Annotated in this window: 18 protein-coding genes; 9 read left to right on the top strand and 9 right to left on the bottom strand. The window is 38.9% G+C overall.

What is annotated here, in order from left to right; genetic code table 11:
- Positions 1-161 precede the first annotated feature (161 nt).
- The 5 genes from B3P23_RS13610 to B3P23_RS13590 all read left to right on the top strand — a co-directional run bounded on the left by B3P23_RS13610 (position 162) and on the right by B3P23_RS13590 (position 8,918).
- Positions 162-3,293 (top strand): SusC/RagA family TonB-linked outer membrane protein, encoded by a 3,132-nt coding sequence (locus tag B3P23_RS13610; RefSeq protein WP_045752990.1) that lies wholly within the window; start codon positions 162-164, stop codon positions 3,291-3,293.
- 10 nt (positions 3,294-3,303) lie between these two features.
- On the top strand, positions 3,304-4,881 hold the full coding sequence (locus B3P23_RS13605) for a RagB/SusD family nutrient uptake outer membrane protein (RefSeq protein WP_293926944.1): 1,578 nt from the start codon (positions 3,304-3,306) through the stop codon (positions 4,879-4,881).
- Between the two features lie 1,562 nt (positions 4,882-6,443).
- Positions 6,444-7,043: a helix-turn-helix domain-containing protein gene (locus B3P23_RS13600; protein ID WP_293926941.1), complete on the top strand. Its 600-nt coding sequence runs from the start codon at positions 6,444-6,446 to the stop codon at positions 7,041-7,043.
- 249 nt (positions 7,044-7,292) lie between these two features.
- Positions 7,293-7,766 (top strand): hypothetical protein, encoded by a 474-nt coding sequence (locus tag B3P23_RS13595; protein ID WP_248755340.1) that lies wholly within the window; start codon positions 7,293-7,295, stop codon positions 7,764-7,766.
- 93 nt (positions 7,767-7,859) lie between these two features.
- A complete protein-coding gene (locus B3P23_RS13590) occupies positions 7,860-8,918 on the top strand; it encodes a hypothetical protein (RefSeq protein WP_293926937.1) in 1,059 nt (352 codons plus the stop codon).
- A 411-nt stretch (positions 8,919-9,329) separates the two neighbouring features.
- On the opposite strand, the gene B3P23_RS13585 is transcribed toward B3P23_RS13590, so the two are convergent.
- From B3P23_RS13585 to B3P23_RS13575, 3 genes are all read right to left on the bottom strand, one after another.
- Positions 9,330-10,532 (bottom strand): hypothetical protein, encoded by a 1,203-nt coding sequence (locus tag B3P23_RS13585; RefSeq protein WP_293926934.1) that lies wholly within the window; start codon positions 10,530-10,532, stop codon positions 9,330-9,332.
- 69 nt (positions 10,533-10,601) lie between these two features.
- On the bottom strand, positions 10,602-13,052 hold the full coding sequence (locus B3P23_RS13580) for a TonB-dependent receptor (protein ID WP_293926931.1): 2,451 nt from the start codon (positions 13,050-13,052) through the stop codon (positions 10,602-10,604).
- 269 nt (positions 13,053-13,321) lie between these two features.
- Positions 13,322-13,855, bottom strand: a complete 534-nt coding sequence (locus B3P23_RS13575) for an RNA polymerase sigma factor (protein WP_293926928.1) — start codon at positions 13,853-13,855, stop codon at positions 13,322-13,324.
- A gap of 294 nt (positions 13,856-14,149) precedes the next feature.
- Between B3P23_RS13575 and B3P23_RS13570 the strand changes: the two genes are divergently transcribed.
- The 3 genes from B3P23_RS13570 to B3P23_RS13560 all read left to right on the top strand — a co-directional run bounded on the left by B3P23_RS13570 (position 14,150) and on the right by B3P23_RS13560 (position 16,579).
- Complete coding sequence (locus B3P23_RS13570; RefSeq protein WP_293926925.1) at positions 14,150-15,106, top strand: fasciclin domain-containing protein; 957 nt, start codon at positions 14,150-14,152, stop codon at positions 15,104-15,106.
- A 161-nt stretch (positions 15,107-15,267) separates the two neighbouring features.
- Positions 15,268-15,441: a hypothetical protein gene (locus B3P23_RS13565; RefSeq protein WP_248755334.1), complete on the top strand. Its 174-nt coding sequence runs from the start codon at positions 15,268-15,270 to the stop codon at positions 15,439-15,441.
- 1 nt (position 15,442) lies between these two features.
- On the top strand, positions 15,443-16,579 hold the full coding sequence (locus tag B3P23_RS13560) for a helix-turn-helix domain-containing protein (RefSeq protein WP_293926922.1): 1,137 nt from the start codon (positions 15,443-15,445) through the stop codon (positions 16,577-16,579).
- A gap of 149 nt (positions 16,580-16,728) precedes the next feature.
- On the opposite strand, the gene B3P23_RS13555 is transcribed toward B3P23_RS13560, so the two are convergent.
- From B3P23_RS13555 to B3P23_RS13540, 4 genes are all read right to left on the bottom strand, one after another.
- Complete coding sequence (locus B3P23_RS13555; RefSeq protein ID WP_293926919.1) at positions 16,729-18,405, bottom strand: RagB/SusD family nutrient uptake outer membrane protein; 1,677 nt, start codon at positions 18,403-18,405, stop codon at positions 16,729-16,731.
- A gap of 8 nt (positions 18,406-18,413) precedes the next feature.
- Positions 18,414-21,749 (bottom strand): TonB-dependent receptor, encoded by a 3,336-nt coding sequence (locus tag B3P23_RS13550; RefSeq protein WP_293926916.1) that lies wholly within the window; start codon positions 21,747-21,749, stop codon positions 18,414-18,416.
- Positions 21,750-21,932: 183 nt separating this feature from the next.
- Complete coding sequence (locus tag B3P23_RS13545) at positions 21,933-23,123, bottom strand: FecR family protein (RefSeq protein WP_293926913.1); 1,191 nt, start codon at positions 23,121-23,123, stop codon at positions 21,933-21,935.
- Between the two features lie 108 nt (positions 23,124-23,231).
- Positions 23,232-23,807: an RNA polymerase sigma factor gene (locus tag B3P23_RS13540; protein WP_045752992.1), complete on the bottom strand. Its 576-nt coding sequence runs from the start codon at positions 23,805-23,807 to the stop codon at positions 23,232-23,234.
- A 444-nt stretch (positions 23,808-24,251) separates the two neighbouring features.
- On the opposite strand from B3P23_RS13540, the gene B3P23_RS13535 reads away from it, so the two are divergent.
- Positions 24,252-24,587, top strand: coding sequence for a hypothetical protein (locus B3P23_RS13535; protein WP_293926910.1), 336 nt, complete (start codon positions 24,252-24,254; stop codon positions 24,585-24,587).
- Here B3P23_RS13535 and B3P23_RS13530 read toward each other — a convergent pair.
- On the bottom strand, positions 24,584-25,681 hold the full coding sequence (locus B3P23_RS13530; protein WP_293926907.1) for a PAS domain-containing sensor histidine kinase: 1,098 nt from the start codon (positions 25,679-25,681) through the stop codon (positions 24,584-24,586). The genes B3P23_RS13535 and B3P23_RS13530 overlap by 4 nt on opposite strands.
- A 220-nt stretch (positions 25,682-25,901) precedes the next feature.
- A complete protein-coding gene (locus B3P23_RS13525) occupies positions 25,902-26,030 on the bottom strand; it encodes a hypothetical protein (protein ID WP_293926904.1) in 129 nt (42 codons plus the stop codon).
- Positions 26,031-26,116 lie beyond the last annotated feature (86 nt).

Raw genomic sequence — 26,116 nt, 5'->3', positions numbered from 1 at the left:
AGGTAAGAATATGTTTTTAATCTTAAATTGTAAATATTGAACGCCTCATTTTACGCAATCGATTGTCTTTTTGCACTCCTTTTGTTTTAATTTTTTTTGGTGTATTTTGGACACTTATGATGTCAAATCATAACTAAACCACACACACTAATTAATACATTATGATAAAAAAGATTACTAAACCTTTTTTTGTAACTAGCTTTTATCCCATGACATCTGCCCTCATGTTGGCTTTGACTTTGCCCAATCATGTACGTGCAAATCATGCAGATAATAACAGTATGCAATCTCAGCTCAACCAGCAGCAAGCTGTCTCGGGCTCAGTATCTTCCAGTTCCGGTCCCCTTAACGGTGTCACGATAACTGTTAAAGAAAATCCTGCATTAGCGACTTCAACGGATAATAAAGGAAAATTTTCAATCCAAGCTAAGTCGGGCCAAACCTTAGTTTTTTCTTTAGTTGGATTTGAAAAATTAGAACAGGTCATCACATCAGCCAATATGTCTGTACAACTTACCGAATCCAACGAAACGTTGAATGAAGTTGTAGTTGTTGGTTTTGGAACCCAGAAAAAAGTGAACCTAACTGGAGCAGTACAAGCAATCAGCAGTAAAGATCTACAAGATCGTCCGGTAACCAATGTGTCAACGGCATTACAAGGTAAATTTGCGGGGGTCACGATCATTCAAAACTCGGGACAACCCGGCAAAGACGGCGGAACGATTCGTATCCGTGGACTGGGTACTACCAACAATGCCAACCCTTTAGTTTTGGTAGACGGTGTTGAGAGCTCCATGAACAATATCAACCCCAATGATATTGAAAACATCTCTGTCCTAAAAGATGGTCCTAGTGCGGCAATTTATGGATCTAAAGCGGCCAATGGGGTTGTTTTAATCACCACAAAAAAAGGGAAAATGGGCGATCCGCAATTAACCTATAGCGGTTATGCGGGCTGGCAAGATCCGACACGCTTACCCAAATATATGCGATCATACGATCATGCCGTTATCTTGAATGAAGCATTAGCAAATCAAAAATTAGCACTGCGATTTTCAGAAGCAGACTTAGAAGGATTCAAAAATAAATCTAATCCCGACAAATATCCCGATACCGATTGGTTAGATTTATTATATTCTGGAAGCGGTCTACAGCAGTCACACAATCTGCAGTATTCTGGTGCTACCGAAAAAGTAAATTACATGGCTTCTTTGGGTTTCATGGACCAGAAAGGTGTTATCGACGTCGCTAAGTCCGACCGTTATAACTTTAGAACAAATCTGGGAGCTAAAATTACGTCAAAGCTTTCGATGAATTTAGGCTTATCCTATAACTATCAACGAATCAACGAGCCTGTAAATCCATATACAGGAGATATGGCTCAAATTTTTAGACAAGCCAACCGCATCCCCTCTTTTATTCCCTATAAATACTCCAATGGATATTATGGCTATTATGGCGATGGAAATCCCATTGCCTGGTTAGACATGAAATCGACTGATGCCATGATCTATAAACATGCCAACATCAATGTATCCGCTGAGTACCAAATTGTAGAAGGGCTTAAATTTAAACAGGTCGTGAGTTTCCAGCCTAGAGATAATATGTCTTCAAAATTTGTAAAGGAAATTCAATTCTATGATAACACCACGGGGTTACCCAGTCAAAAACAAGGTGTAAATAACTTAACGGTTTATAACAATCAAGAAGAATTATTGACGCTTCAATCCTTACTAACCTACGACAAGACTTTTGGCAAGCATCAAGTTAATGTGTTAGGTGGTTTTATGGACGAAACCAGACGTGCTGATTTTTCAAGTGCATACCGTCAGAACTTTTTAGGCACTGAATTGCAAGAATTAGTACTAGGAGACCCATCTGGACAAGTGGCAAATGGTGGAGCTAAAAAATTGATTTTAAGATCCTATTTTGGTCGTATCAATTATGTGTTTGCTGATAAGTATTTATTTGAAGCCAATGTGCGACGAGATGGTTCATCCAGATTTGTCAGTAGCAATCAGTGGAATACCTTCCCATCATTCTCTGCAGGATGGCGCATAGCACAAGAAAATTTCTTTCAAAATTCAAGTTTAGCAAATTCCATATCTGAATTAAAACTTAGAGGCGGATGGGGTATCTTAGGTAATCAAACGTTAACTGGTGTAGGCGAAAACGCTTACCCGACCAACGACGAGTGGTATCCAGGCATTTATACCATCAACTCTGGTTTTAACTATGCATTTGGCAATGCCTTGTCGTCTGGAGGCACCGTTTCTGTTGCCGCAAATCCAGCTTTGCTGTGGGAAAGATCGGTCAGTTCCAACATCGGTTTAGATTTAAACTTTAAAAACAAGTGGAGTTTTGTAATCGATTATTTCAATCGCACGACCGATCGTTTATATACAACTTTACCTATACCAATTCAATTTGGACTTCCTTCTCCGACTCAAAATGCCGGAAAAGTTAGAAATAGAGGTCTTGAAGTTCAAGCAAATTATGCTAACAGAGCTGGAGAATTTAAATTTGACATCGGTGCAAATGCATCTTATATTAAGAATGAGATCCTAGAGTGGAAATCAGATGCTGCGGAGCCACATTCTACTTTTTATGTCCGTGATCGTGGCTTACCACTTCGTTCATTTTATGGTTATGAGACATTGGGTATCTACCGTTCCGATCAAGAATATGTGGATTCAAAAGTTAAAGGTGTAACGGGTGATGTTGGTGCAGGCGATTTAATCTACAAAGATCAAAACGGTGATGGTAAAATTGATGGAAATGACCGTGTTTATTTAGGTTCACCTGATCCTAAATTTATTTTCGGCCTTACGACGAATTTCTCCTACAAAAATTTTGATCTCAACATGTTTTGGCAAGGAGCTGCTGATGTAAAAGGATACCTCTGGGGTGAAGCCTTAGGTAGCATTACCGGTTCGGATAAACCAACAGAAATTTATGCCGACCGTTTCCATATTGTCAATAATCCAAATGGATCGATGCCTCGTGCGCTAACTTCATGGAGTCAAAATTCGGCCTCCACAAATCCTTCCGATTTTTGGGTTCAAAATGCAAGTTATGTCCGTTTGAAAAACATCACATTAGGATACAATATACCACAAAGTGTATTGAACAAAATTGGTATCAAAGGAGCAAAAGTATACTACAGTGGTCAAAACTTATTGACAATTACAGGATTTGCCAATGGATTTGATCCAGAAGCACCAGCAGATTCAAGAGGAAATTATTACCCACAGGTAAAGACCAATATTTTTGGTTTGAATGTTAACTTTTAAAAGAAAAAGAATGTTACGTAAATATAAATACATCGTATTGGCATGTGCCTTAGGATTAGCTTCTTGCGAGTCATTAGACCAACAGCCATTAGACCGATTAAGTGAAAAAACGTTTTGGACGTCAGAAAAAGAAACGCTTTTTGCGGTAACGGGATTATATAATGGATGGGAGTCCGGAAGTCAGATCTTTTACATGGATTGTGCCTCAGACAATTCACATAATGATTTTTCACATGAAGGCTTTCAACAGATCGGTAATGGATCGTTCAACCCGACAAACCCAGGTAATGCGAGTTCCAGATACACCTACACACATATTAGAAGGGCAAACTGGATTTTAGAGCATATTGATCAAGCTCCAATTGCGGCAGATTTAAAGAAACGATTAATAGCAGAAGTCAAAACACTGCGCGCTTATCGCTATTTAGATTTAGCTATTCTTTTTGGTGACGTGCCTTTAATCACCAAAACCTTAACCATTGAAGAATCCGCAGTTCCTGCAAACCCAAGGGCAGAGGTTTTTAAATTTATCGAAGATGAATTAACAGCCGCGGCAGCAGATCTACCTGTCGTTCAAGCTGAAAAAGGAAGAATGACCAAAGGCGCAGCCTTAGGTTTTTTAGCTCGAACTTATGCTTTTCAGAATAAACATGCTGATGTTTTGAAGGCAACGCAGCAAATCATAGATTTCAACCATTATCAATTATTTAATGACTATGCCAATCTGTTTGAGGCTGCCAACGAAAATAACTTAGAAGTCATTTCAGATATCCAGTACATCGAAAATACATTTGGTTATACCGAGCTGGGTATTATGATGCCGAATACCATTGGAGGTTGGAGTTCGATTATTCCGCTCCAAAGCCTGGTAGACGCTTACGAAACGAAGGACGGAAAAACTATTGCTTCCTCTACGACTTACAACCCTGCTAAACCTTATGATAATCGAGATCCAAGACTAGCTGCTACGATCGTCTACCCAGGAGCATTGTATGCTGGAAAATACTTCGACCCATTAGGCGATACCAAAGATCATCCGGCAAGTGCAGATAACGCATCTAATTCAGGATATAATTACCGTAAATATCTTCAAAACCCTTCATCTTATAGTAATGTGTGGAATGTAGGCGTGAATATTATTGTACAGAGATATGCGGAGATTTTACTGCTAAATGCTGAAGCTAAAATTGAACTAAATCAAATTAATGCGACCGTTTACGATCAACTCAACAAGGTAAGAGTAAGAGCAGGTTTACCTAAAGTAAATGAATCTGAATATGCCTCTCAAGGCAAGTTAAGGGAGCTGGTTAGGCGCGAATTTAGAGTTGAATTAGCCGGTGAAGGTAGACGCAGATTTGACATTATCCGTTGGGGTATTGCCAACGATGTGATGAATGCAACCGTATACGGAAGTCTATCCAAAGGATCCGTCAATGCCACTACAGGTGAAGTTACTTTTACAAATTTAACCGATCGATTCCTAGTGGAAAAAAGAACCTTCACTGCTGGTAAAAATGAACTTTGGCCGATACCGCAAAGTGCCATTGATGCAGGAAAAGGAAGTTTAGTTCAAAATAAAAATTATTAACATACCACTGATCTCCTGTTAAAAGACTGCCTCTACTTAGTTGGGGCAGTCTTATTTGTTATTTTTGGATTAGAGACATCCTAACGGAATATTTTTAACCTTTGAGCTATACCCAATTTAGTGCACTATTCGTTAATCGTTAGTCTTACTCCATTACCTTTCTAGCATTCTCTCCTATTCAACTTGACAAAGAATCGACTGGTCACAAAGCTGATCAGCATACCTAAAGCGGGCATCATCGCTGTTTGAGCAAGATTTCAAAACGAAAAACTAGCTCCGATCGAACAGGTGGTACCTCCTACACACGAAAGACGAATATCATTCCATTTCATTCACGACCTCCTTTTCTGTTTCAAGATCCGGACTTGATAACATTTAAATGAATCAACCGGAATATATGTATAAAGTTTACTCATTATCGTGATCTATCTGATTGCTAGCTCTAATGTACCCATTCATACCGAGGGAGACTCGATCCCAAAGTCATTTGTTTACCCTCGGCAGAAAGGGGATTTATAAACACTCAAACCTTATTTTTCATATTCCTACAGATCAGCATCTCAAGGATCATAGCTGCATGGTGTTTCATTAATTTACCGCGACGTATCATTTATATTCTGATCCATGATCAGCTTACGCCCTAAGAAGCACAAAAACATATTTTTTCCATCGATGATCGCGAGTAACTTTCCCTATTAATATGAGCATCATGCTAAAGATTACAGTAGGCGCAGTCCTGCGATCAATACTTAAGAAATCTTCGTGTCACCAAGACAGCCTCTGCGGCTAATCATTAAGATTAAAAAAATACATTTTTAAGTTCTCGTCAAGGGTTAACTTGGTCATCGCGCTTTTATATGCATGTATTTGAAATAAAATCCGATTCAAATATGCAGAATTTCTATACAACAAGCAAATATAGCTTTGCTTACAATAAATAATTCATTACTTTTAATGTGTCAAGAATAAAAGAACAAAAATTGATTGGTATAGCATACGAGACTGCATAAATGAATCGGCAAAACCAGCAAGGTCAGGGCTCTCAACATGGCAGCAAACCATTATCGCCAGCTTTCATCGCCCTACACAGGTAGATGGGTCCTTCTTGGTTTTTAAGAATCTGCAAACTATTCCGGTTCTCGAAGCTTGTTTTTTAGCAATGTATCAATGGCATGATGCCCTTCCCGATCTGGAGTCGGCTGCCATAAAATTGGATTTTTAAGCTCTTTTCTTTTCATCATATCATTGGTTAAAATATGTATTCAATGAAAATGAGTCTGTAGTCGAGTAATCAGGCTTAACATAAACAAGGTAAGCCCCTACTCTACACTGACACCTGGTACGGCAAAGAACCTTAGACACAGTTTCGAATAGGGAGCTTGCCCCTTCTATTTGTAAAAATACAAAAAGTCTGGGGGGCTGCAAACCCTACGCCTCGTGTCTATTGAAATTTGCCGTTTCGGTATCGAGACTCCAATCAGTCAACTGATTGTAATACAAACATAATAAAACTGTATGAAATATACAAATATAATGAACAAAAATATTTTACATACAACATAATGGCAAAAACAGTCAATAAAGAGTTAGCAAAATTTATTTCAGACCGTTTCAATGAAATGATGAAAGCAACAGAATTGGAACTTGAAGTATTTGCTGCATATGCAAAGATTGGATACCGTAATTTCAGAACTTACCATAGCAGAACCATTCGAATTTCGGTCGAAACATTGAAAAAGATATGCGACGCTTATCAAATTACGCTTACTGATTTTTTCAATTCCGATCAAGCATTGTCCATTAATCCAAAGGTCATTAAACATGCCCAAGAATTTCAAATAAAATACGTGCTTGCCAAAAATAAGCTGTTAAAAGATGAGGGAGATAAATTTGTTACCAAACCCATCGGATCCGGCAACAAATGGGAACGTGATATGATGAAATACATTATTTTTCATACAGATTATTTCCATACACCAAGATCAATTGCTGAAATGGCTATCGATTTTGCAAAAGATTTTGAACTTGTCCTCGAATCTGGTCGTATTTATGAATTACTCCGCAAATACGTGGATCATGAAATAAAAAGAGAAAAATCGACACGCATTAATCATGATCATTCTACTTCAAATAGAATGATATTCCTTTATAAAAAAGCATAGCAATAGCTATATTTGGTCTGTCAACTTGTCGAATAGTTTATAATATTTTGATTTGTTATCAATCACCATCATGGATTGTCTTAAGGATATTATACGGAGATGTCGGTCGACCTCTTATAGGGTTTAACTCAATCAGCTCAAGCAAATAAAACGGCTAGATAAACTTAATACTATAAAAGCTTGAATTTGTTATTGAAGAACAAATTGGGTCGCGAATAGATCCAAAAAGAAGTATTTAATAAAAAAATTATGACTAAAATTATTGCTACCTGTATTTTCGTCAGTTTGCTATGTACCACATTGATTAAAGCACAAGAAAAATCAATTATTGATACAACAAGCGTGGTTTTTGAAACAGTTGAAGCTCCTCTTCATCCCCCAAAAGGGATAAAGAATTTCAAATTGCAGTGGATTAATTATTTGGATTCTCTGAATCAGGCAGGTGTATTAACGAATAAAAAACTATATTCCGATTATGTATTTAAGGTTATCATTTCAGATCGGGGATTTTCTGTTACCAAGGATAATATTATTCCAGATTTTATTTTGTCTAGTTTCTTAAAAAATCAGAAAAGATGGTCAATGGGAATTCAGTCAGGACACCCCATAATAAGTCTCTTAAAAATGAAAATTCCAAAAGAAATTTTTCAGAGTTGGGAAAAAAGCAAATTACAGCTAATCCCAGATTTAGTTGAACGTGAAGATTTTTTTAATAAATATTGAATATTTATCTAAATAAGCCTTATTAATGAAGATTGAAGGAGCTTAAAAGACAATTTCTCTACATAATCTAAAACAAGATGTTAATCATATCACATGCAAGATAAATCTGTGAACACCTCCACTTTCATCACTTTACTCATTTCAATTTTTTCTTATTCCTGTCATGGTATTTTAGAACGTAACGAACAACCACTGGATTCCGCATATGTACCTGTTCAAGAAATCAATGAAAATTATCGTTCTGATATTTTCGAGGTAAAATTATTTTGTAAAACCCAAGTATCGAGTTCAAGTTCACCCAATCCGATACGCATATTTCAGTCCGTCAATAACCAACTCATTGTTTCTTGTGATGCCGAAAAAAATGTGAAAACCCAAGGTGATATGGTTTATTATAAGATAAAAAACAACGGGACTGTTGAAGACAGCTTACAGTTAAACCTAAATCAATACTGGCCCGATTTCATTGATGATTTTATAATTTTCACCACTGATGATCAATCTTACTATACTACTTGGCCTCAAAATGGCGATACCTCAAGACATGCTATTCAAATTTTAAATCAAGACCTAAATTGGAACGAAGAAAAAGTAAATAAAAAAATTGAACAGGTAAAAAAGAATGTACCATATTGGTTTTTAAAAAATGTGACCAAAAATGATCAATACTATATGCAGTTTTTCTATCATGAAAACAAGCAATGGTACCTGTTGTGGCAAAAAGTATCGGAATACAAAAGTCCTGATGATCAGGAGACAGCCAATCGCTTCAGAAAGGATGTTTTTTGGACAGGAGAAATAGATCCATATCTACCCGAAAATGTTAATTTTGTGCATTTTCATCCAGAAGAAAAATTAAAATATAGCCATAATATTGGAGGCGGAAGTCCGGGGTTTAGCGTCACGAACTGGCGAGGTAAAGCTTTTTTTCAAACAAAAATTGGAGAAAATGACTTTAATTTTTTCAGTCCTCATATTGCGGTGGAAAAAGAAAAATTTGACAATTATAAAAATAGATTTTATACCATTGTAGAATCATCCTATCCCGCAATAACATTCCGACCGTCATTTTACATTTCCCCCAATGGATTTGCTTTTTATTCTTCAAACAGCCAAAGCATGTATATCATCCATCAAAAAACAAGTCAATAAAAGGTATAAAGGATTCTATATGTTTCAATTCTACGAATATGGACAGCGTAGTCATATAGGATTATGACCTAAGAGTCAGTACAGTACAATAATGCATCTTAGGTTATTCAATAAAGCGGCTTCTTCCATGCAGCCAATTGTACTCAGAAGTAATTCCAATCAGTCGGGAACAACATACTCTAAACCTATTAGAATACCTTGAACAAATAGGAGATTGAGGAATAACAGAAATTGCTCAAATTGCCAATATGAAAAAACAGATGATCCGTTTTTAAAAACGGTATTAAGCATCATATTAAAAACACTACCTCAGTTGATAAACGTTTATAATAAAACATAAAAAGAGGTTATCTCAAAAAGATAACCTCTTTACATAGCTAAAAAAGCATAAAGCTCTTTTGATCGTGTTTATTAATATTTAACGATACCGTATGCCGATGTCATACCACCTTTGATTTGAATTCCTCTTTTAAATTCATTTTTATCGGTATCATAACAAGCGATATACCATTGAGAATCTACAGTTTTAACAAAAACATATGCTTTACTACCCTCGATTAGTACACCGTTGGAAGGTACAATTTGAACTTTCCCTAATCCAGAATCATTCAGATTTTTGACCATCACCTTCTTGTTGATATCAAAAATATAAGCGCCCAATAGTGCTTTTCCGTCTTTTAGGTAAGTATGCTGATCCGATTGCTGCCCCATAAATCCTTCCGAAAATAAGCTGTAGTTGGAAAGATCAAAGGCATAATCCGGATCGATCTCTGTAGTACCTGCTTTGACACGCAACAAGGTGTAGAATTTATCCTCGCGGATCGTCGTGAAATAATAGTTACCACTTTCATCAAAGAAACTTGATTTTGTTTGATACCAAGTACCTGTTGTATGTCCATATTGATCATTAGATGCAATCTTTTGATTTTGCAAACTCGGATAATCTGCAGTCAATACATAAGCGACTTGCTTTGCTGGAGCAGCCCACTCCGGCGTTAGGTATAAAAATCCGACATAGATCTTACCATTTCTGATACCTAAACTAGTTGGAGACAATTGGATTGTTGATTTTTCATAAAATTCATTTGGTTTACCCGCCTTAGCAATCGCAGGAACTTTAAAATTCAATGCCGATTCGCCCTTCACGATCATCGTTGCTGTATCGATAATAAATAAGCGCTTATCAATAGCTTCCGTTGTCGCATTGTATTGAGCCGCCCAATTGATAAAGTTTAAACGGCCATCCATAAATGCGGATTTCATCATCCCCATATAGTTGCCCGGGTTAGAAACTACCGCATTTCCTTTTTCAACAATATCACCCGTTGCGACCGAATATTTAAAAACAGCATTACCTTCCGTTATAAAAATATTGGATCCCTCCCGTACACCATAGGTCTGGTCTATTTTTCCTGTTACGTCAATACCAAATCCTACAGGTGATACCGAACCTTCTTTCATCAGATCTTCTACCGGTAAAATATAATCGTGCTTTTCACCTGCTGCTTCCACCTGTATGGTTACACCATACTTCGAGTCTTTCGTGATCTCTTCTGGAGCCGGATGATCAGAAGAATTTTTACAGGCAGCAAAACTTAAAGCCACAGTGGCCATTAGACATGATTTTTTAAAATAAGTATTAAAAAAACGCATAGTTGTATAGTATAATTGTTAAAAATTAAATTAAAATATGGACATTCTCAATTTTGTATAGAATGCACGACCTGCTTTTTGCAGTCCAAAATTATCGTAAAGTCTTTCGTTGGTAAAATTTCTAGCTTCCATAGAAATCCCGTATTTATTATGCTTCCAAGAGTAAGACAAAATCGCAGAATGCACATCTTGATTCGGAATATAGAGCTTGGTCGATTGCGATGCTAGGTTCTCCCAACTCATATAAAATTTATGCGTATACTGATTCATATAGGTCAGTTCAATACGGGTTCCCATTCCCAACCAGTCATTTTTTCCAATTGAAATATCCACATTTCCATACAGATACGGTCTATTGGGCAGTTGTTTGTGTAGGATGGATGCTGCCGGATCAATAGATTCATCGGTTTGCAATTTGGTTACAATTGCTTTATCATAACTCCCGTTGACATCGACCCGAAATAAATCTTTATAGCCATATTTAGCGTCAAACTCGATCCCATACAATCGTGCTCCATCCAAGTTGGAGTATCGATAATAATTACCAGCACTGACCATCTGGATATAATTATTGGTGTTGCGTAAGAACGTAGTGACATCTAAATTGATAAAATGCTTATCCTGAAAATAGCCATTATAAAACACACCGAGATTTACATTATTCGCTTCTTCAGGTTTCAGGTCAATATTGGGCAATACATAGACTACGTTACCATAGAGCTGTTCTACCGAAGGTAATTTATATGATTTTTCAATCGATGTTTTGATACCTATATCCTTCTTCAAGAGATATCTTAAGGTCAAGCCACCGCTTTTATAATCTTTATAGTTGTCATACTTGACCACATCACCTGCAATCAGATTGCCCTCACTATCGTATTTCCGCTCATCTGCCGTATAGCTGTTATCCATACCATAATATTTAAAGAATACCACAGAACTTAGTTTTCCATCGAGCCATTGCCCCTGCCAAGCCAAGTTGATCAGGTGTTTATTTAGACGTTTGGGCCTGCTGTTGATTTCCCGATACTCCTCAGTTTTCATTAGATCAAAATTCTTTTGCTGATTGGTACTGAGGTTATAGCTCAAATTGATCACTTGCGATTTTTGCTTATTCAGATTATAAGAAAAATCGGTCTTTGCGATATAACTCTTGTTGACAATCTGATCATAAGCTTCATCCTTGAATGTGCCATTACTTTGCGGTATCCCAGACCAGTAATAGATATATTTTGCAGTATCCCTTACATCGGTCCGGCTATCACCATAGCTTGCAAAAATATCCACATATAAATCCGGAAGGAAGAGCCCATTTTTACGATACTGGATACTTGGAGTCAGGAACTTATTTTCAGACCATCGACCACCATATACCGATTTGATATTGGATCCCATTTGGATTTGCTTGTTATTTTCCGAATAGCCCAGTCCAAAAAGGAGACGATCTGCCCATTTCACGTTTTCAAAACCAGCCTCTATTTTTCCCATTCCCGAGGTGTAAGCATCATGAAAACGTCGCGCTTGATCGACTTTCACCAACTGATTCTGCACGATCCCTGTTTCTTCATCAACAAAGGATTTGAAGTATCCGTCGAGATTAATCCCATACTTCGGATTGCTGTACATCCTATAATTATTGTCCGAATGGTTGAAAAACGCATCCGCTTTCACCATCAATCCGGTCTTTGCATCCCGCATATTGGCGATCAAGGAGGCTTGGTGGGTATTGAAAGAGCCATAACCATAGCTAAAATCAAAAAATTGTTTATTTCTACGTTTGGTGATGATATTGACAGCACCTCCCAACACATCCGTTGGCAAGTAAGCCGGCACAACACCCTTATACACTTCAATACGGTCAACTAAATTGACCGGAATATTATTTAAGGTCATGGAGCTCCCATAATTTTCCATGGGTACCGCATCGATAAATATTTTGGCATCCAAGCCATTGATTTTAAAGGAGAAGTCAGACCCCATTCCCCCGTCTTCACGAATGGTCACCCCAGGAGAGCGTCTCAATAGCTGATTGAGATCAGCCACCTTATCCACCTGTGTATTTAAATCGATCACATTGACCGCATAGCCCGACTGTTTTATTTCCTGCACCTTACGTTGGTTTAAGGTTTTCCCAACAACAGAGACCTCATCGAGTGATTTTTCATCCCGACGAAGCTGGAAATCCAAAAAGGTATTGGTGTTTGTCGCCAGATTAATCTTCCTCGTGTCCGAGTGAAAACCGACACTTGATACGCGCACATTGAAATGTGCCTGCTTTAATTTCAAGAATTGGTAGGATCCATCGACATCACTGGTTGTTCCCAAATCCAATTCCTGTATCGAGATAGTCGCACCAGCGATAGGTTTTCCAAAAGTGTCTTTTACGTAACCCGAAAGATTAAACGTTTCTATTTTTTGTGCACACAGTAAGAGCGAGATGTGTAAAAAAAATCCTGTTAAAAATAATTGTTTAGCTTGCATTAATTGTTTTATTATCGCTTTAAATTTTCCCAATGTTTACAACTTTTTAAAAAACACCTCATTTTGTTGGTACCTCACAGAATAACAGGAATGCACACCGCTTTCCAATCAGTGGAAAGAGCAAGACGCCATTCCTTCTTATGCTGTCATAAGGAAATTAGGATATCTGTTGATGGTGATTGACGAACACCCTATATGAGTATAGTGTCGTTTTTATAGAAATTGTCCCGATTTATTTATACTTAATATAAATAAGGAAATAAAGCGCCTTAAAAACCTACTTTTTTCAGGTTCATTCTAACCGATTTCAGGCAAATAGAGAGTTTATTACGAATCGTTTTTTCGGATAGGTCTAGCGCATCAGCAATGGCACTATTGTCTAGCCCATCTCTAAATTTAAGCACAAACATATCTTTACTCTTGGAGGGGAGCTTTGTCATCATATGATCGATGGCCAGATGAAGATCTTGATACATCATGTCCTGATCGGATTCCTGATCGGAGATGATATCAACATCATTCAGATCCATTTTATCATCAATAATCAATCTTTTCTTGATTTCGTGCAATGCGGCATATTTTACCGCCCTTTTGAGATAAATTTCGATATGTTCAATCTGACGCTCTTTTCTCTTGTCCCAGAGGGACACAAAAACATGCTGCACCATGTCCTTTGCCAAAGATTCATCATGGACAATACAGATCGCATACTGCAAAACTTGATCCCAATACCGTATATAAATCTGTTCGAAGCTCTTGGCATCGATTGACTTACAAGACAATATTTTATTTTGATCGCTCATATCGTTCACTGGCTCGACAAATTTAACTTAATTTAGATACAATCCAAATAAGAAATGAAATAAACCCTAAAATGCACGTACCCTCTATTTAAAAATAATGGAATTAAGTTATCTTGTATGGGAATAAATGAAAATCCAACTTTTCAATAATTATAATTATCTGTCCTAATTGGCATTAAAAATAGTATTAATATATACCATATCGAAAGAAGAAATAAAAATCAAAAGAAATAAAGGCTATTTTAATTCCTTTGGTATGATGTTTGGTTGTAATTTAGTATATAAATATACTAAATGATGAAAAAATTAAATTTTACACTCTTCAAAAAGTCAGCTGCTATCCTGGGCATAGCGACGTTAATTTTTATGGGCTCTTGTAAAGATGATGATCATCCAGAACAAGAAGTAACCACTATTTCTGCGATCGTTAGTACAAACAAAGATTTTTCTTTACTGAAGTCTGCCTTGATCCAAGCGGATCTAGTTGATGTATTAGCAGGAAATGGACCATTTACTGTATTTGCGCCTAACAATGCTGCTTTTGTGGCTGCAGGCTTGGATTCCGAAACGAAAATTAAAGCATTACCAGTAGCCGATCTAAAGAAGATCTTATTGTATCATGTTTTAAGTCAAAAGACGGTTTCATCATCACTTCCAAATGCAGCCAATACAGCTGTCAAAACCCAAGCAGAAGCTGATGTATTTATTACTAAAAACAACAATGGTGTTTTTGTCAATGGCGCGGCAGTAACCCAAGCTGATGTGATGGCTACTAATGGTGTGATTCATGTGATCAATACGGTTTTGATGCCACCCACGGGCAATATTGTACAGGTTGCTCAAGCAAATTCGAATTTCACTTTTTTAGTAGCTGCTGTATTAAGAGCCAGCCAAGGTTCGACCAATGTTGCACAAGTGTTATCCGGAACAGGTCCACTTACGGTATTTGCTCCTACAAATGACGCCTTTATAAATGCAGGATTTGCAACAGTTGCGGCTATTCAAGCTGCCGATCCAGCGGTATTGACCAGCATTCTGACTTACCATGTCATTTCAGGACGTGTTTTATCGAGTGATCTGACCGAAGCTGCACAGCCAGCGACTGTCAATGGTGGCAAAGTCATGATCTCATTATCTGGTGGCGCAAAAGTAAAAGGAAATAAAAATGCAACAGCAGCGACGATATCGCCAGCGAACTTATTAACGACCAATGGCGTGATCCACGTCATTGACCAAGTACTATTACCTTAATTAACATCGATTAGTTTTCCAATTCCAAGCACGATAAGCTTCAAACTTATCGTGCTTATTTTTTCTCAAAATCTCAAGAGCCAACGCCATTGTACTTCAATATTGATAGTTGTCTTTAATGAAGTAACCACGATCAAATCGCTGACTTTAGCACAACATAAGTGGACATCCCGCTACCCTATCAGTTACCTACTGGATTGGGATATCATGAATGGCACCCTGCTCGTAAAAAACTGCTTATTCCATCCTTTCATCCAGATATTCCAGTGTCAAAACTAATGGCTAAAAAATTAATTATTTATGCTAAATTGACCAACCTTAAAGCATCAGCCTAAAATGAAAAAAATTGACCCAAAACAATACGATGTACGTGCTTTCGAGATCTTATTGAGAGCACAAATCTCCTCGGTATATCCTGACAAATCAATTGTCAATAAAACGATACATCAACTTGCGCATCTACTTGAGAACGAGGAGCAACAGTTGACCGCAAAATCGTTCTTTAGGGTCTCCCATGCTTTAAAATTGGACCTGACTGTAGTGTGCTATGAGTTTTTTAAAAACCTGCCGTCAACCCGGTTACAGACCTTTGGCAGTCCATTAGAAAAACTATTTGGCATATTTTTAAACAGTAAAAGCGATGTTTCCGCCGCAACAGGCTTAAGTGAAGCTCGCATCAACGATTTATTTAATAGATCATATGATCAATTTTATGCCTATGAAATCTGTTCATTAGCGATCGCATTTGGGATAACACCTAGTACACTATTTGAATATTTTTATGATGGTACAAAAAAGAAAGCGGTCCTCAAGCTTGAACTGGTAGATGACATCAATAGGCAGCCAAATGAGGTATTGTTCATGGATCAATCCACGGGTAACGATCATATAGTTAAAGAGGACAAGACGACAAGCACCTTAAGGAAGGTTCATAGTAGAACTTTTGATGACCTAGTCAAGCATACAGATTACTTTTCGACACCGCGAAGCCCCAAGGATATTATTGAAGACCTCAAACTCCGATATAATCTATCAATAAGTGCAGGCAATGTCTATTCCTATTTGAAAAAATATACGAATAATGAACTCACAAAGATTAAAGCGGTCCAGTACACCGCGATCGGAACACGATCTAACAAACCTACAGTTACGTATATTAAATCTCGACCACAACGTGCAAAGAATAAAAACGCAGAAGATCATATGATCATAAAAAAGACCAAAAATAGGGATGAATATAGTTCCGGAGTGCTCGACCAACAGGAGCAAATAGAAGATCCGGTATCTTTAGATCAATTGTATGAGCTGATTGCGGGTCACCCTAACCAACGTCTCTCCTTTTATTTGACCGTATTTGACGTCAAGGCCACAGTATTGCAAAGCAAATTACAAAAACTACAAGAACAAGGTAAAATCGAATATTGCGGTACCCGTAAAAGCGGAGGCTATTGGGCGATCAATAAAGAAGGATAATAAAGAGCTAGAGCAAGAATAAAAAAAGATACCCTACAACCCATAGCGACATGAAACACAACATGCGGAGAATAATAGGATTATTTCTCCGCATGTTACCACCCAGGTTATTTAAAGAACTACCATTATGAGTAGCAGTTTGGTCTATATTACCAACCCGGGTTTTGTCCTAGATTTGGATTTCTTTCCCACTGTGTCTGCGGCACAGGCCACAGGTAGTTTTTGGGATTTTCAAAAGCACGGTTCCACTGCACGACCAAAAAACCATCTTTATTTTTACGATAAGCAGCACTTGCTAGCTGCGGAAACCAAGAAGCTTTTACGCCCTCGATATCAGCCGCTAGACGGTTTCCTTCTTTCCATCTTCGGACATCAAAATAACGTTGTCCCTCCAACACCAGTTCTACCCGCCTTTCCCTGCGGATTTCGGTACGGATATCCATACCGTGCTGTGCTAAAAAACTAAGCTCCATACGTTTCATCCCCACACGATCACGCAACAGATTGATCGAAATGTCCAGATCAGCCTGGGTCAGTTTGCCCTGCTCCATTCGCGCCTCCGCATAGGTCAGCAATACCTCTGCGTACCGGATATGATGAATATCATTATCATCTCTGTTATAATTTGGAACAGCAGATAGCTCCACATATTTTTTATAATAGTACCCCGTTGTCGTTACCGATCCACGGCCATCTTGACTAAATTTAGGAACTTGGAAGATCGTAGGGTCCGGATTGCTCGCAATCGGTCTCCCATCATATCGTCCACCCCATTTATCACCCGGCACCAAGATCGTCTGTGTCATTCTCGGATCTCTATTTTTGAAAACATCTTCATAAGTATCGTCTTTATACAATGGTGATTTATCGATCGGTAGACCATCCGATGCTAAATAAGAATCAACAAGCGATTTGGTTGGCACAAAACGTGCAAACTGATCAGGGACCTGAATTTCCCTACTTAAATTATGCATAATAATATCCATTTTATGCAATCTGGCAAACAGCGTTTCCTGATTTTTCCCCATGGCCACTTTGCCATTGCGTGTAAACAGTTCCTGATAAGCAGTTTTGGGACTACCAGTGGTATATAACCTATATACACCTAGATCCATGACATCTTTGGCCGCCTTTTCAGCGATTTCATATCGTCCATATGCCAGCGCAATCCGCGCTTTTAACGCAAGGGCAGTACCTTTGCTAATACGTCCTAGATTTTTCGCTGTTGGAATTGCTTTCGGGAGCACAGCAGCAGCTTCATCCAGCTCCTCCAATAGGAAATCAACCACTTCTGCTTGTGCCGTTCTACCATCATAGAGCTCAGGATCACCTGGGTTCAGCGGTACCAAAGACAACGGAATATCTCCGTAAAAAGACGTCAAAAAACTGTATCCCAAAGCTCTGATCACGCGTACTTCAGCAGCAAGCTGTTCATTAGCACCTGGAGTAGTTTCTTCCGCATTTTTGTACTTTTCCAAAAAGACATTACATTCTCGTATATCACGATACATATTGCGCCATTCAGCATCCACTGTAGGCTGAGTGACCGGAAATACACCAGATCCAATATCTTTATATTCAGTTGTGGTCGGCCACATCGTATTTTCGGCCAAGTTTTCCATATCCACGATATTCTTCGCTTTTACACGCGAGTATATCGCTGTAACCGCCATTTCCAACTGCTCTTGTGTCTTCCAGTACGTATCGTCCACAATTTCATCTTGCGGATAGCGATCCAGAAATTTAGTACAACTGCTCAATGCAGCCAATCCCACAACGAGCAGCATCATTTTTAAGGTACGGGTTTTATAATTTTGAAGTAACATGATCTTGACTATTTAAGGTTAAAATTGAGGCCGACAACATAGGTTTTCACTTGCGGATAATAACCACCGGTATTACCAGCAGGTATTTCCGGATCATAACCTTTGTAGAAATTAGTTTTGGTCAATAGGTTATCCGCAGAGAAATATATTCTCAACTTGGAAACCCTGATTCTTTCCATCATCGCTTTTGGAAAAGTATATCCAATCTGTATATTTTTTAACCTCAGGTAAGCTGCATCTTCGATCCATTTGGACGATAGACGTGTGTTATGAGTACGCATATAAACCAATCTGGGATAAGAAGCATCGGTATTTTCTGGAGTCCAGCGATCCAGATGCACATCTTGAGGCATAGCACTGTTATTAATAAAAGGGTGACGTGCAGCGCCGCCCAAATAGCCATCGGCTTTGCCTACCCCTTGCAGAAAGAAACTAAAGTCAAACCCCTTATAGTCCAGATCACCTCTAAATCCATAGGTATAACGAGGAATTTCACTGCCAAGAATTACACGATCTTTCAATACCGTTATTTCTGTTGCATCTGCATCTGCAGGTTTGTAAATCAGGTCACCAGGAGCCACCAGATCACCCTTTTGGAATGGAAATTTAGGAACGTATTTTCCATCTACGATATTAAAGTCACTTTCTTGAGCAATTCGATCAGCCACAAATCCATAAAATGCATCCAATGGATATCCTTCCAATCGAACTTGATCTCCTAGATTATTCGCGAAATTTTCAAGCTTGGTGATTTTATTTTTGACGTCCGAAAGATTAAAATTGGCCGCATATTTAACATCTCCGATTTGATCACGCCAGCCCATAACCAGTTCCCATCCTTTATTCTGTACTGATCCCGAATTTTGTGCAGGATAAGCAGTACCCACACCGATCACATCGGGCAACGGCGGATTTAAAATAATCGCATTCGTATTATTGATAAAATATTCTCCGGTCAAGCTTAACCGACTATTTAAAAATGCTAAATCTACCCCTATATTTGTTTTTTCAGCAGATTCCCAGGTAATAAACTGGTTAGGAATAAACGTTTGCCTAAAACCTACCTGCCCTTCATCGCCGATCGGATTGTTACTGGTCATCTGTACAGAAGCTAAGGTCGCCATATACGGGAAATCACGTCCTACCTTGTCATTTCCTTGTGTACCATAAGAGAAGCGAATCTTGGCAAGATCCCAGAATCCCTTCATATTTTCAAAGAATTGCTCTTCACTCAAAACCCAACCTGCAGAGAAAGAGCCAAACCAGTTCCATCGCACATCCTTATGAAATCGCGAGGAACCATCACGGCGAAAATTACCTTCCAGCAGATATTTACTGTTGTAGTCATAGTTAATCCTTCCAAAAAAAGACATCAACGCATTCTGGTTACTGGAGCTGCTGTTCAACTGGTTGTCCGTACCGACAGCAAGCGATTCCAGTTCCTGGACCGGGAGATTTTGTCTTGAAGCCCAAAAGTCATTTCCCACAGTCTCTTCTACTGAAAACCCCAACAGTCCGGTGATATTGTGTTTATCTTGAATACTTGTTATATAATTGGCCGTACCCACGAATGTTTGATAAGTGCCCGAATAATGGTCCATCTTGATGCTGTTTGGATTATTGGTCTGATAGATCAATTTATTATCATCGGGACTAAAATAATTGATTGTCTTCAGAAGCGTGTTTCGCTTCGAATTATATTTTACTAAGCCATATTGCCCCCTAAGATCGAAACCTTTCATCAAGCTAAGTGTAGCTGCGATATTGGCCGTAATTTCTTGCGAAGTAAAACGGTTGGTACCGCCATCTGTTGCCACCGCCACCGGATTACTTTGTCCACCATGATAGCCCCAGCTTCCATTTGAAAATTTTACAGGCACTAAAGGACGGATGGAAGTCGCACCCGAAAGCGCACTCGTACCCGACGCCGAACCGTAATAACCACGATCAATGTACCCCAAGTTGGCATCGATCTTAATACGATCGATCAGTTCAGTATTGAATCGCATACGCGCATTATGACGTCCCGCTTTAAAATTATCACCGACCACCAGTCCCCCCTCGCCTAGGTAACCATAAGAAACGTAGTAGTTGCTCTTGTCTGTACCACCCTGCAGGCTCAAGTTATAATTTTGCTGTGCAGCATTCTTTTTATATACTTCATCGATCCAATCGGTATTGGCAAAATAATTAAGGTCACTACCGTTTCGCGCCGTTTCGATATCCTGTTCACTGTAGGTCGGACCCTGGTTGGCATTTCGGTTAGCTTCATTCTGCAGCAACATATAATCTACAGAACCTAAAAAATGTGGTAAAGCAGTAGGAGTCTGCAGTCCATAGTAACTATTGAAACTGAGACTCGTTGTACCTGTCTTTCCCTTTTTAGTCGTGATTAATATAACGCCATTTGCTCCGCGTACACCATATATCGATGAAGAGGCCGCATCTTTCAGCACCGACACGTTTTCGATATCGTCCGGATTCAAAATATGGAGATTGCCACCGGGTATACCGTCGATCACCACCAACGGATTGGCATCGCCCCAAGTCCCTACACCACGGATTCGCATCTCAGGAGCAGCATTTCCCGGACTTGTGTTCTGACTTCGGATCGTTAGTCCAGGGAGTTGTCCCTGTAGTCCCCTACCGACATTGGTAATCGGACGGCTTTCCAATTCCTTGCCAGACAAGGTTGCAACGGCACCTGTCATATTTATCTTTTTTTGTACGCCATACCCTACGACCACGACTTCATCCATCAACTTCTCTTCCTGTTGAAGCTGAATTTCCAAGACCTGTTGATTACCAAGCACAATTTCCTGCTTTTTATATCCTATAAAAGATATCACCACGACATCGCCAGAATGGGCTAAGATCGAAAAGCGTCCTTCAGCATCCGTAGCAATACCGCCCGCCGACTTCCCTTTCACCACAACACTGACACCCGAAAGTACCTCACCCGCAACATCCGTAATACGTCCAGAAAAATGCTGCTGCTGGTCGACATCCGCCTGCATCGAAGCGCGCCGATCTGGAAGAACAGTCGCCTTTCTTCTTTGAATCACAATCGACTTTTGATCGATCGTATACTGGAGATTACGGGTAGCCAACAATTGATCCAATGCAGCAGTTATCGGTTGATTGCTCAGATCGACGTTTAGATTTTTCACCTCTTTGATGACGTCACTTTTACATAAAATATGATAACCCGTCTGATTCTTTAATTCCGTTAGGAATTTCACAAAGGGCATATTTTTTTGTTTAATCGTGACCGTCTGCGCCCGTACAGTTGCTTGAAGCTGCACAACAGAACAGAAAATAAACAGGATCAAAAATTTCATCATGACGAAGTATTTAAAGTGCTGGGAATGGAACCTTTTGTCCATTCCGAGATTATTTTTTTTCATTACCTTTGACTGGTTTAAGTTTAAATATAGTATCTACAATATGCGATTATCATCACTTGAACTTTATTCCCGGGATAGTTAGCGCTATTCCGGTATTTTGTTCAACATCCCTGAGTACATTTATTTCATGAATGTTACCCTCCTTCCTTCAATTTTATAGTGGATATCTTCATCGGTCATTTTGATCAGTCGCAGCACATGACTAAAACGGCTATTTCTTCCAATAGAGCCCCAGATTTTCATATTTTTGAGTTTTTCGTCCAAGATCAATTCTACATCATACCAACGGGCCAATTTTTGAATAACCGTAGACAGCGGCTCATTATTAAATATAAATTCACCCTTTTTCCAAGCGGTAAACTCCTCCATATGGACAGGATAAACCTGTATCTGTCCATCCCTAAAGGCTGCCTGCTGTCCCGGTATCAAAAGATGCGCAGGCTGGTTTTCATGCGAAACCCTAACTTTACCTTCAACCAGTGATACCAATGACACAGCCTCCTCCGGATAAGCTGTAATATTAAAATGTGTACCCAATACTTCAACTTTCTGATCTTCCGTATGCACGATAAAAGGACGGTTCTTGTCAATGCTCACTTCAAAATACGCTTCCCCGACTAAGGTTACTTCGCGTTGATTTTTTGCAAAAGATTGGGGATAGATCAATTTAGAATCGGCGTTGAGCCATACATGAGTTCCATCGGATAGGACGACCTGGTATTCGCCACCTCTAGGAACACGAAGAGTCATTACTTTAGCAGCAATTTCGCGTTCATCTGCTAGCACTGTGCCATCTGTATAGCTTAATGCACCCATCAGACTTATACCCTCATGAGCATCGCTCAAGACAATCTTTTCACCATTATCCATGCTTAACAGAGCACGTTTCTTTCCTGGATCAAAATCAGCGATCATTTTATGGTGCAGATATTGTGATTTCCTTTGCGGCTCCAAGATCAAATAGCCTGCAAGCAAAAAAATCATAAAACAAGAAGCTGCAAGATATAAATAACGACGTCTCTTGATCGGATATCGGAAAGTATCAGCGCCCTGATGATGTCCTTGTTGCTTTACCTTGATCAAGAGATCGTGCAATAAAACCTCTTCCCGTTCCTGAGCATGGACATGGAGAAACTGCTGATACTCCGATACGGCATGAAGGATCCGCTCCGATGAATCAAATTCTTGAAAGATTTCCTTCAATCTCGGATGGTCAAGCAGTATTTTTTCTAGTATCAGTTCTTTTTCCGGAGACAGTGTTCCTTGCAGTTTATCCTTGATTAAAGAAACGATCTGATCGATGTGTTGCATAAATAATAAGTAGTCCCTACTCTTATAACACAACAAGTTGAAAAACCTTACATCAGTTTATACAGCAGAAGTAAAAAACCGCCTAAACATACTTAGCAGCGCATAAGATTAGAGTAAATCTTTAAATATCAGCAAGAAAATACAGGAATTCTTCAGGTCCAATTTTTGGCGGAGAGTGGTCAAAGCACGGGATTTGTTAGCGTACACCGCATTTGGTGTCATCGCCAATTTGGCACTGATCTGCTCGATGGTCAAATCTTCCATAAAGCTCATCTCAAAAATCATTTTCTGTTTTTCAGGCAGCAGATTCACCTCTTGATTTATCTGCGCAAGTAACTCTGTACGCACGATTTGCATCAAAAAATCCGTATCTTCCACAAGCACCTCTTCATAATCAGTGATGTCATCGATCTGCACAACAAATCTACTTTTTCTGTTGCGGTTCAAACACAAATTTTTGACCACCACATACAAAAAAGAGCGGATCTTATCCAGATGTTCAAATTCGGTCCTTTTTTCCCAAACTTTTAGAAAAGCTTCGGACACCACCTCTTCTGCTTCCTGCACAGATGCACCATATTTACGAGCAAAAAAAAGTAGCGAACGATTATATAACCGGTAGATGGCGACCAAGCCGTCTTCATTTTCTTGACGCAGAGATTCAATAATAGATGATTGCTTCATTAAAATTTAATTTACGAAATCACAGACGAAGTCTTATCGACTTGATCAAGGCACCAAAAATATTAAATATTAGCATCAAAAATCATAAAAGGCTCAGTGAAAAAGAAACCATAACATAATGTTAATCTTTATTTTATATTGGCACAGGCTGAATATATTAATAAAATTTTAAATTTGAGCAGTCCATCGTTCTAAATTCCTTCCATGAATAAAAAAGACACAAATCCCCCCCTATTACCACTTTATTAGATCATTTTAGTAGCCGATCTATAATCATGAAAGTTCATGCAGTCAGACTACCTCATACCATATATCGCAATAAAAGCTTGAACTTGACCTGTCTGCAAGGATGAAGTACATGTTTAGCTGAAAATAGTTGGTTTTAGCGCTTAAGTGCACAATGATTGACGATCTGTATCAACTCACTAGCGTATCGACACCTACATGAGCGCTATACCACTGGAAAGTGTCAGTAGCGCTGACGCAAAGCGTAGAAGAAGAACGCGTATTCGACCCAAATTTAGCGTTGTCGCGCAGGTCATAGGGCAGCTATTGGGAGTGCTCTCAGTTCTTGACCACAACAAAGCAATACACTTCGCAATGGCCTATAGTATCCTAAATGAAATACCCCATTTTTTTGCGCATAACCGAGATGCACTTGGTACAAAATTTTACTTTTCATGCCGTTCCAAACGTGATGATCCTCTATTTCCGCAAGTATCTGCAGACCTGACAGATTGTGCTCTAATCATCACCCAACAATCGCTCGATTTCTTCTAGCACTCTTCAACACCGTGCGGAAAAAACAACCGGATGATTGTTCCTTTGCCCAAGGCACTGGAGAGGTTGATGGTTGCACCCATAAATTCCATGAGGTCTTTGACCAGTGACAGTCCGATTCCAGTCCCTGATCGATGTGCCGCATTGCTACCACGCACCTGCATCATGAAAATTTGACTTAATTCATCTTCAGGAATACCGATCCCGTTATCTTCAAAAACATACACGATGCCATTGTTCGTAGACTCGCTGTAGATGTGCAGATAAGCATCTGCTTCCTTGGCGTATTTAACAGCGTTACCGATTAGATTCGCAAAAATTTGATAGACCGTACCTTTATCTGCACTTACAGGATATAATTGTCCCAACTTAAATTCTATGTGCTGATCCGGAAAATTTAACTTTACCTCATCGATCCAGCCTCCGATCTTTTTATCGATCTCTACTAGTGCAGCTATATTTTTTACCCCTCTTACTTCATTAAGCTGGAGCGTCTGATTGATAATAGATTCAATATTTTGTATCGATTCGGCAAAATTTTTATACCATCGCTGCGTAACATCAGCAGAGGCATATGTATTTCTGCTCAAAAAATCATTCCCTAATTTTAATACTGACAAGGGATTCTTGAGATCGTGAGCCAAGGTATTTGCAAAGCGGTCAAGTTTATAGCTCAACGACAGTTCATCCCTCTGCCTTTCCATACGTCTATTAGTGAGATTGCGTTCCGTGACATCACTTGCCGTGTGCAATATGGCATGGGTCTGCCCCGCATCATCAACGATCGCTTTATATTCAAAATCAAAAAAACGTTTTATGTGTTTGTCCCCAGCTACAATCGTCGCTGCTACATCCTGCGCACGATATGTAATCCCTGTCTTCCAGACATTTTTCAGAATAGAAGAAAAACCCTCCTGTGCAAAACTGGGGAAAGCTTTGCACAGAGTGGTGCCAATCACGGATGTATCAGCACACCAAATCTCAAGCATGACCTGGTTGGCATACGCAATATTTAGGTCAGCATGGTCATAGATTGCGGTTGCTTGCGGCGAATGGTCTAGAACCGACAGAATAAAGCTATTATGATCGATCATTGATAAAACAATTAAAATAAATCAAAAAAAATAAACATCTATAAAAGAATCTTTATCGCACAAGAGCTCTATGGAGTGTTCTTTTTAAGTACAAATCATTTTAATTCATTTGTGGCACTTCAAAAGATTTGCATTCAAACACTATCAAACGATGATAAAAATTCCGGTAAAGGTAGCGTTAATATAAGCATAATTTTGTAATATGATGATGATTATTTTATTAAGAAAGCTGTACTAATTTGAGTTTACAAGCAAAAAAACGCAGACTATTCCATGTCTTTTCTTTAGGGACTGAAAGCATCAGCTGATCCAGTACACATTCCTCCGTACAGATGGGCTGAATACTCATAAAAATGACTATTTTTGGTTAAGCCTGCGCTCATATTTATAGACAATAGACTTAAAGGCATTTTTTTCCATTATTACGCATTGGAT

It is taken from the genome of Sphingobacterium sp. UBA6320 (genome assembly GCF_002440335.1).
Classification (GTDB): Bacteria; Bacteroidota; Bacteroidia; order Sphingobacteriales; family Sphingobacteriaceae; genus Sphingobacterium.
The sequence above is the reverse complement of the archived record's forward strand: the minus strand, read 5'-3'. Positions and strand labels throughout refer to the sequence as shown.

Coding starts and splice junctions, on each gene's coding strand:
- B3P23_RS13555 (WP_293926919.1), bottom strand. CDS start 18,405: ATGTTACTTCAAAATTATAAAACCCGTACCTTAAAAATGATGCTGCTC.
- B3P23_RS13595 (WP_248755340.1), top strand. CDS start 7,293: ATGACTAAAATTATTGCTACCTGTATTTTCGTCAGTTTGCTATGTACC.
- B3P23_RS13590 (WP_293926937.1), top strand. CDS start 7,860: ATGCAAGATAAATCTGTGAACACCTCCACTTTCATCACTTTACTCATT.
- B3P23_RS13575 (WP_293926928.1), bottom strand. CDS start 13,855: ATGAGCGATCAAAATAAAATATTGTCTTGTAAGTCAATCGATGCCAAG.
- B3P23_RS13600 (WP_293926941.1), top strand. CDS start 6,444: ATGGCAAAAACAGTCAATAAAGAGTTAGCAAAATTTATTTCAGACCGT.
- B3P23_RS13585 (WP_293926934.1), bottom strand. CDS start 10,532: ATGGCCACTGTGGCTTTAAGTTTTGCTGCCTGTAAAAATTCTTCTGAT.
- B3P23_RS13530 (WP_293926907.1), bottom strand. CDS start 25,681: ATGATCGATCATAATAGCTTTATTCTGTCGGTTCTAGACCATTCGCCG.
- B3P23_RS13570 (WP_293926925.1), top strand. CDS start 14,150: ATGATGAAAAAATTAAATTTTACACTCTTCAAAAAGTCAGCTGCTATC.
- B3P23_RS13580 (WP_293926931.1), bottom strand. CDS start 13,052: ATGCAAGCTAAACAATTATTTTTAACAGGATTTTTTTTACACATCTCG.
- B3P23_RS13525 (WP_293926904.1), bottom strand. CDS start 26,030: ATGAGTATTCAGCCCATCTGTACGGAGGAATGTGTACTGGATCAGCTG.
- B3P23_RS13605 (WP_293926944.1), top strand. CDS start 3,304: ATGTTACGTAAATATAAATACATCGTATTGGCATGTGCCTTAGGATTA.
- B3P23_RS13610 (WP_045752990.1), top strand. CDS start 162: ATGATAAAAAAGATTACTAAACCTTTTTTTGTAACTAGCTTTTATCCC.
- B3P23_RS13545 (WP_293926913.1), bottom strand. CDS start 23,123: ATGCAACACATCGATCAGATCGTTTCTTTAATCAAGGATAAACTGCAA.
- B3P23_RS13560 (WP_293926922.1), top strand. CDS start 15,443: ATGAAAAAAATTGACCCAAAACAATACGATGTACGTGCTTTCGAGATC.
- B3P23_RS13535 (WP_293926910.1), top strand. CDS start 24,252: ATGAGCGCTATACCACTGGAAAGTGTCAGTAGCGCTGACGCAAAGCGT.
- B3P23_RS13540 (WP_045752992.1), bottom strand. CDS start 23,807: ATGAAGCAATCATCTATTATTGAATCTCTGCGTCAAGAAAATGAAGAC.
- B3P23_RS13550 (WP_293926916.1), bottom strand. CDS start 21,749: ATGATGAAATTTTTGATCCTGTTTATTTTCTGTTCTGTTGTGCAGCTT.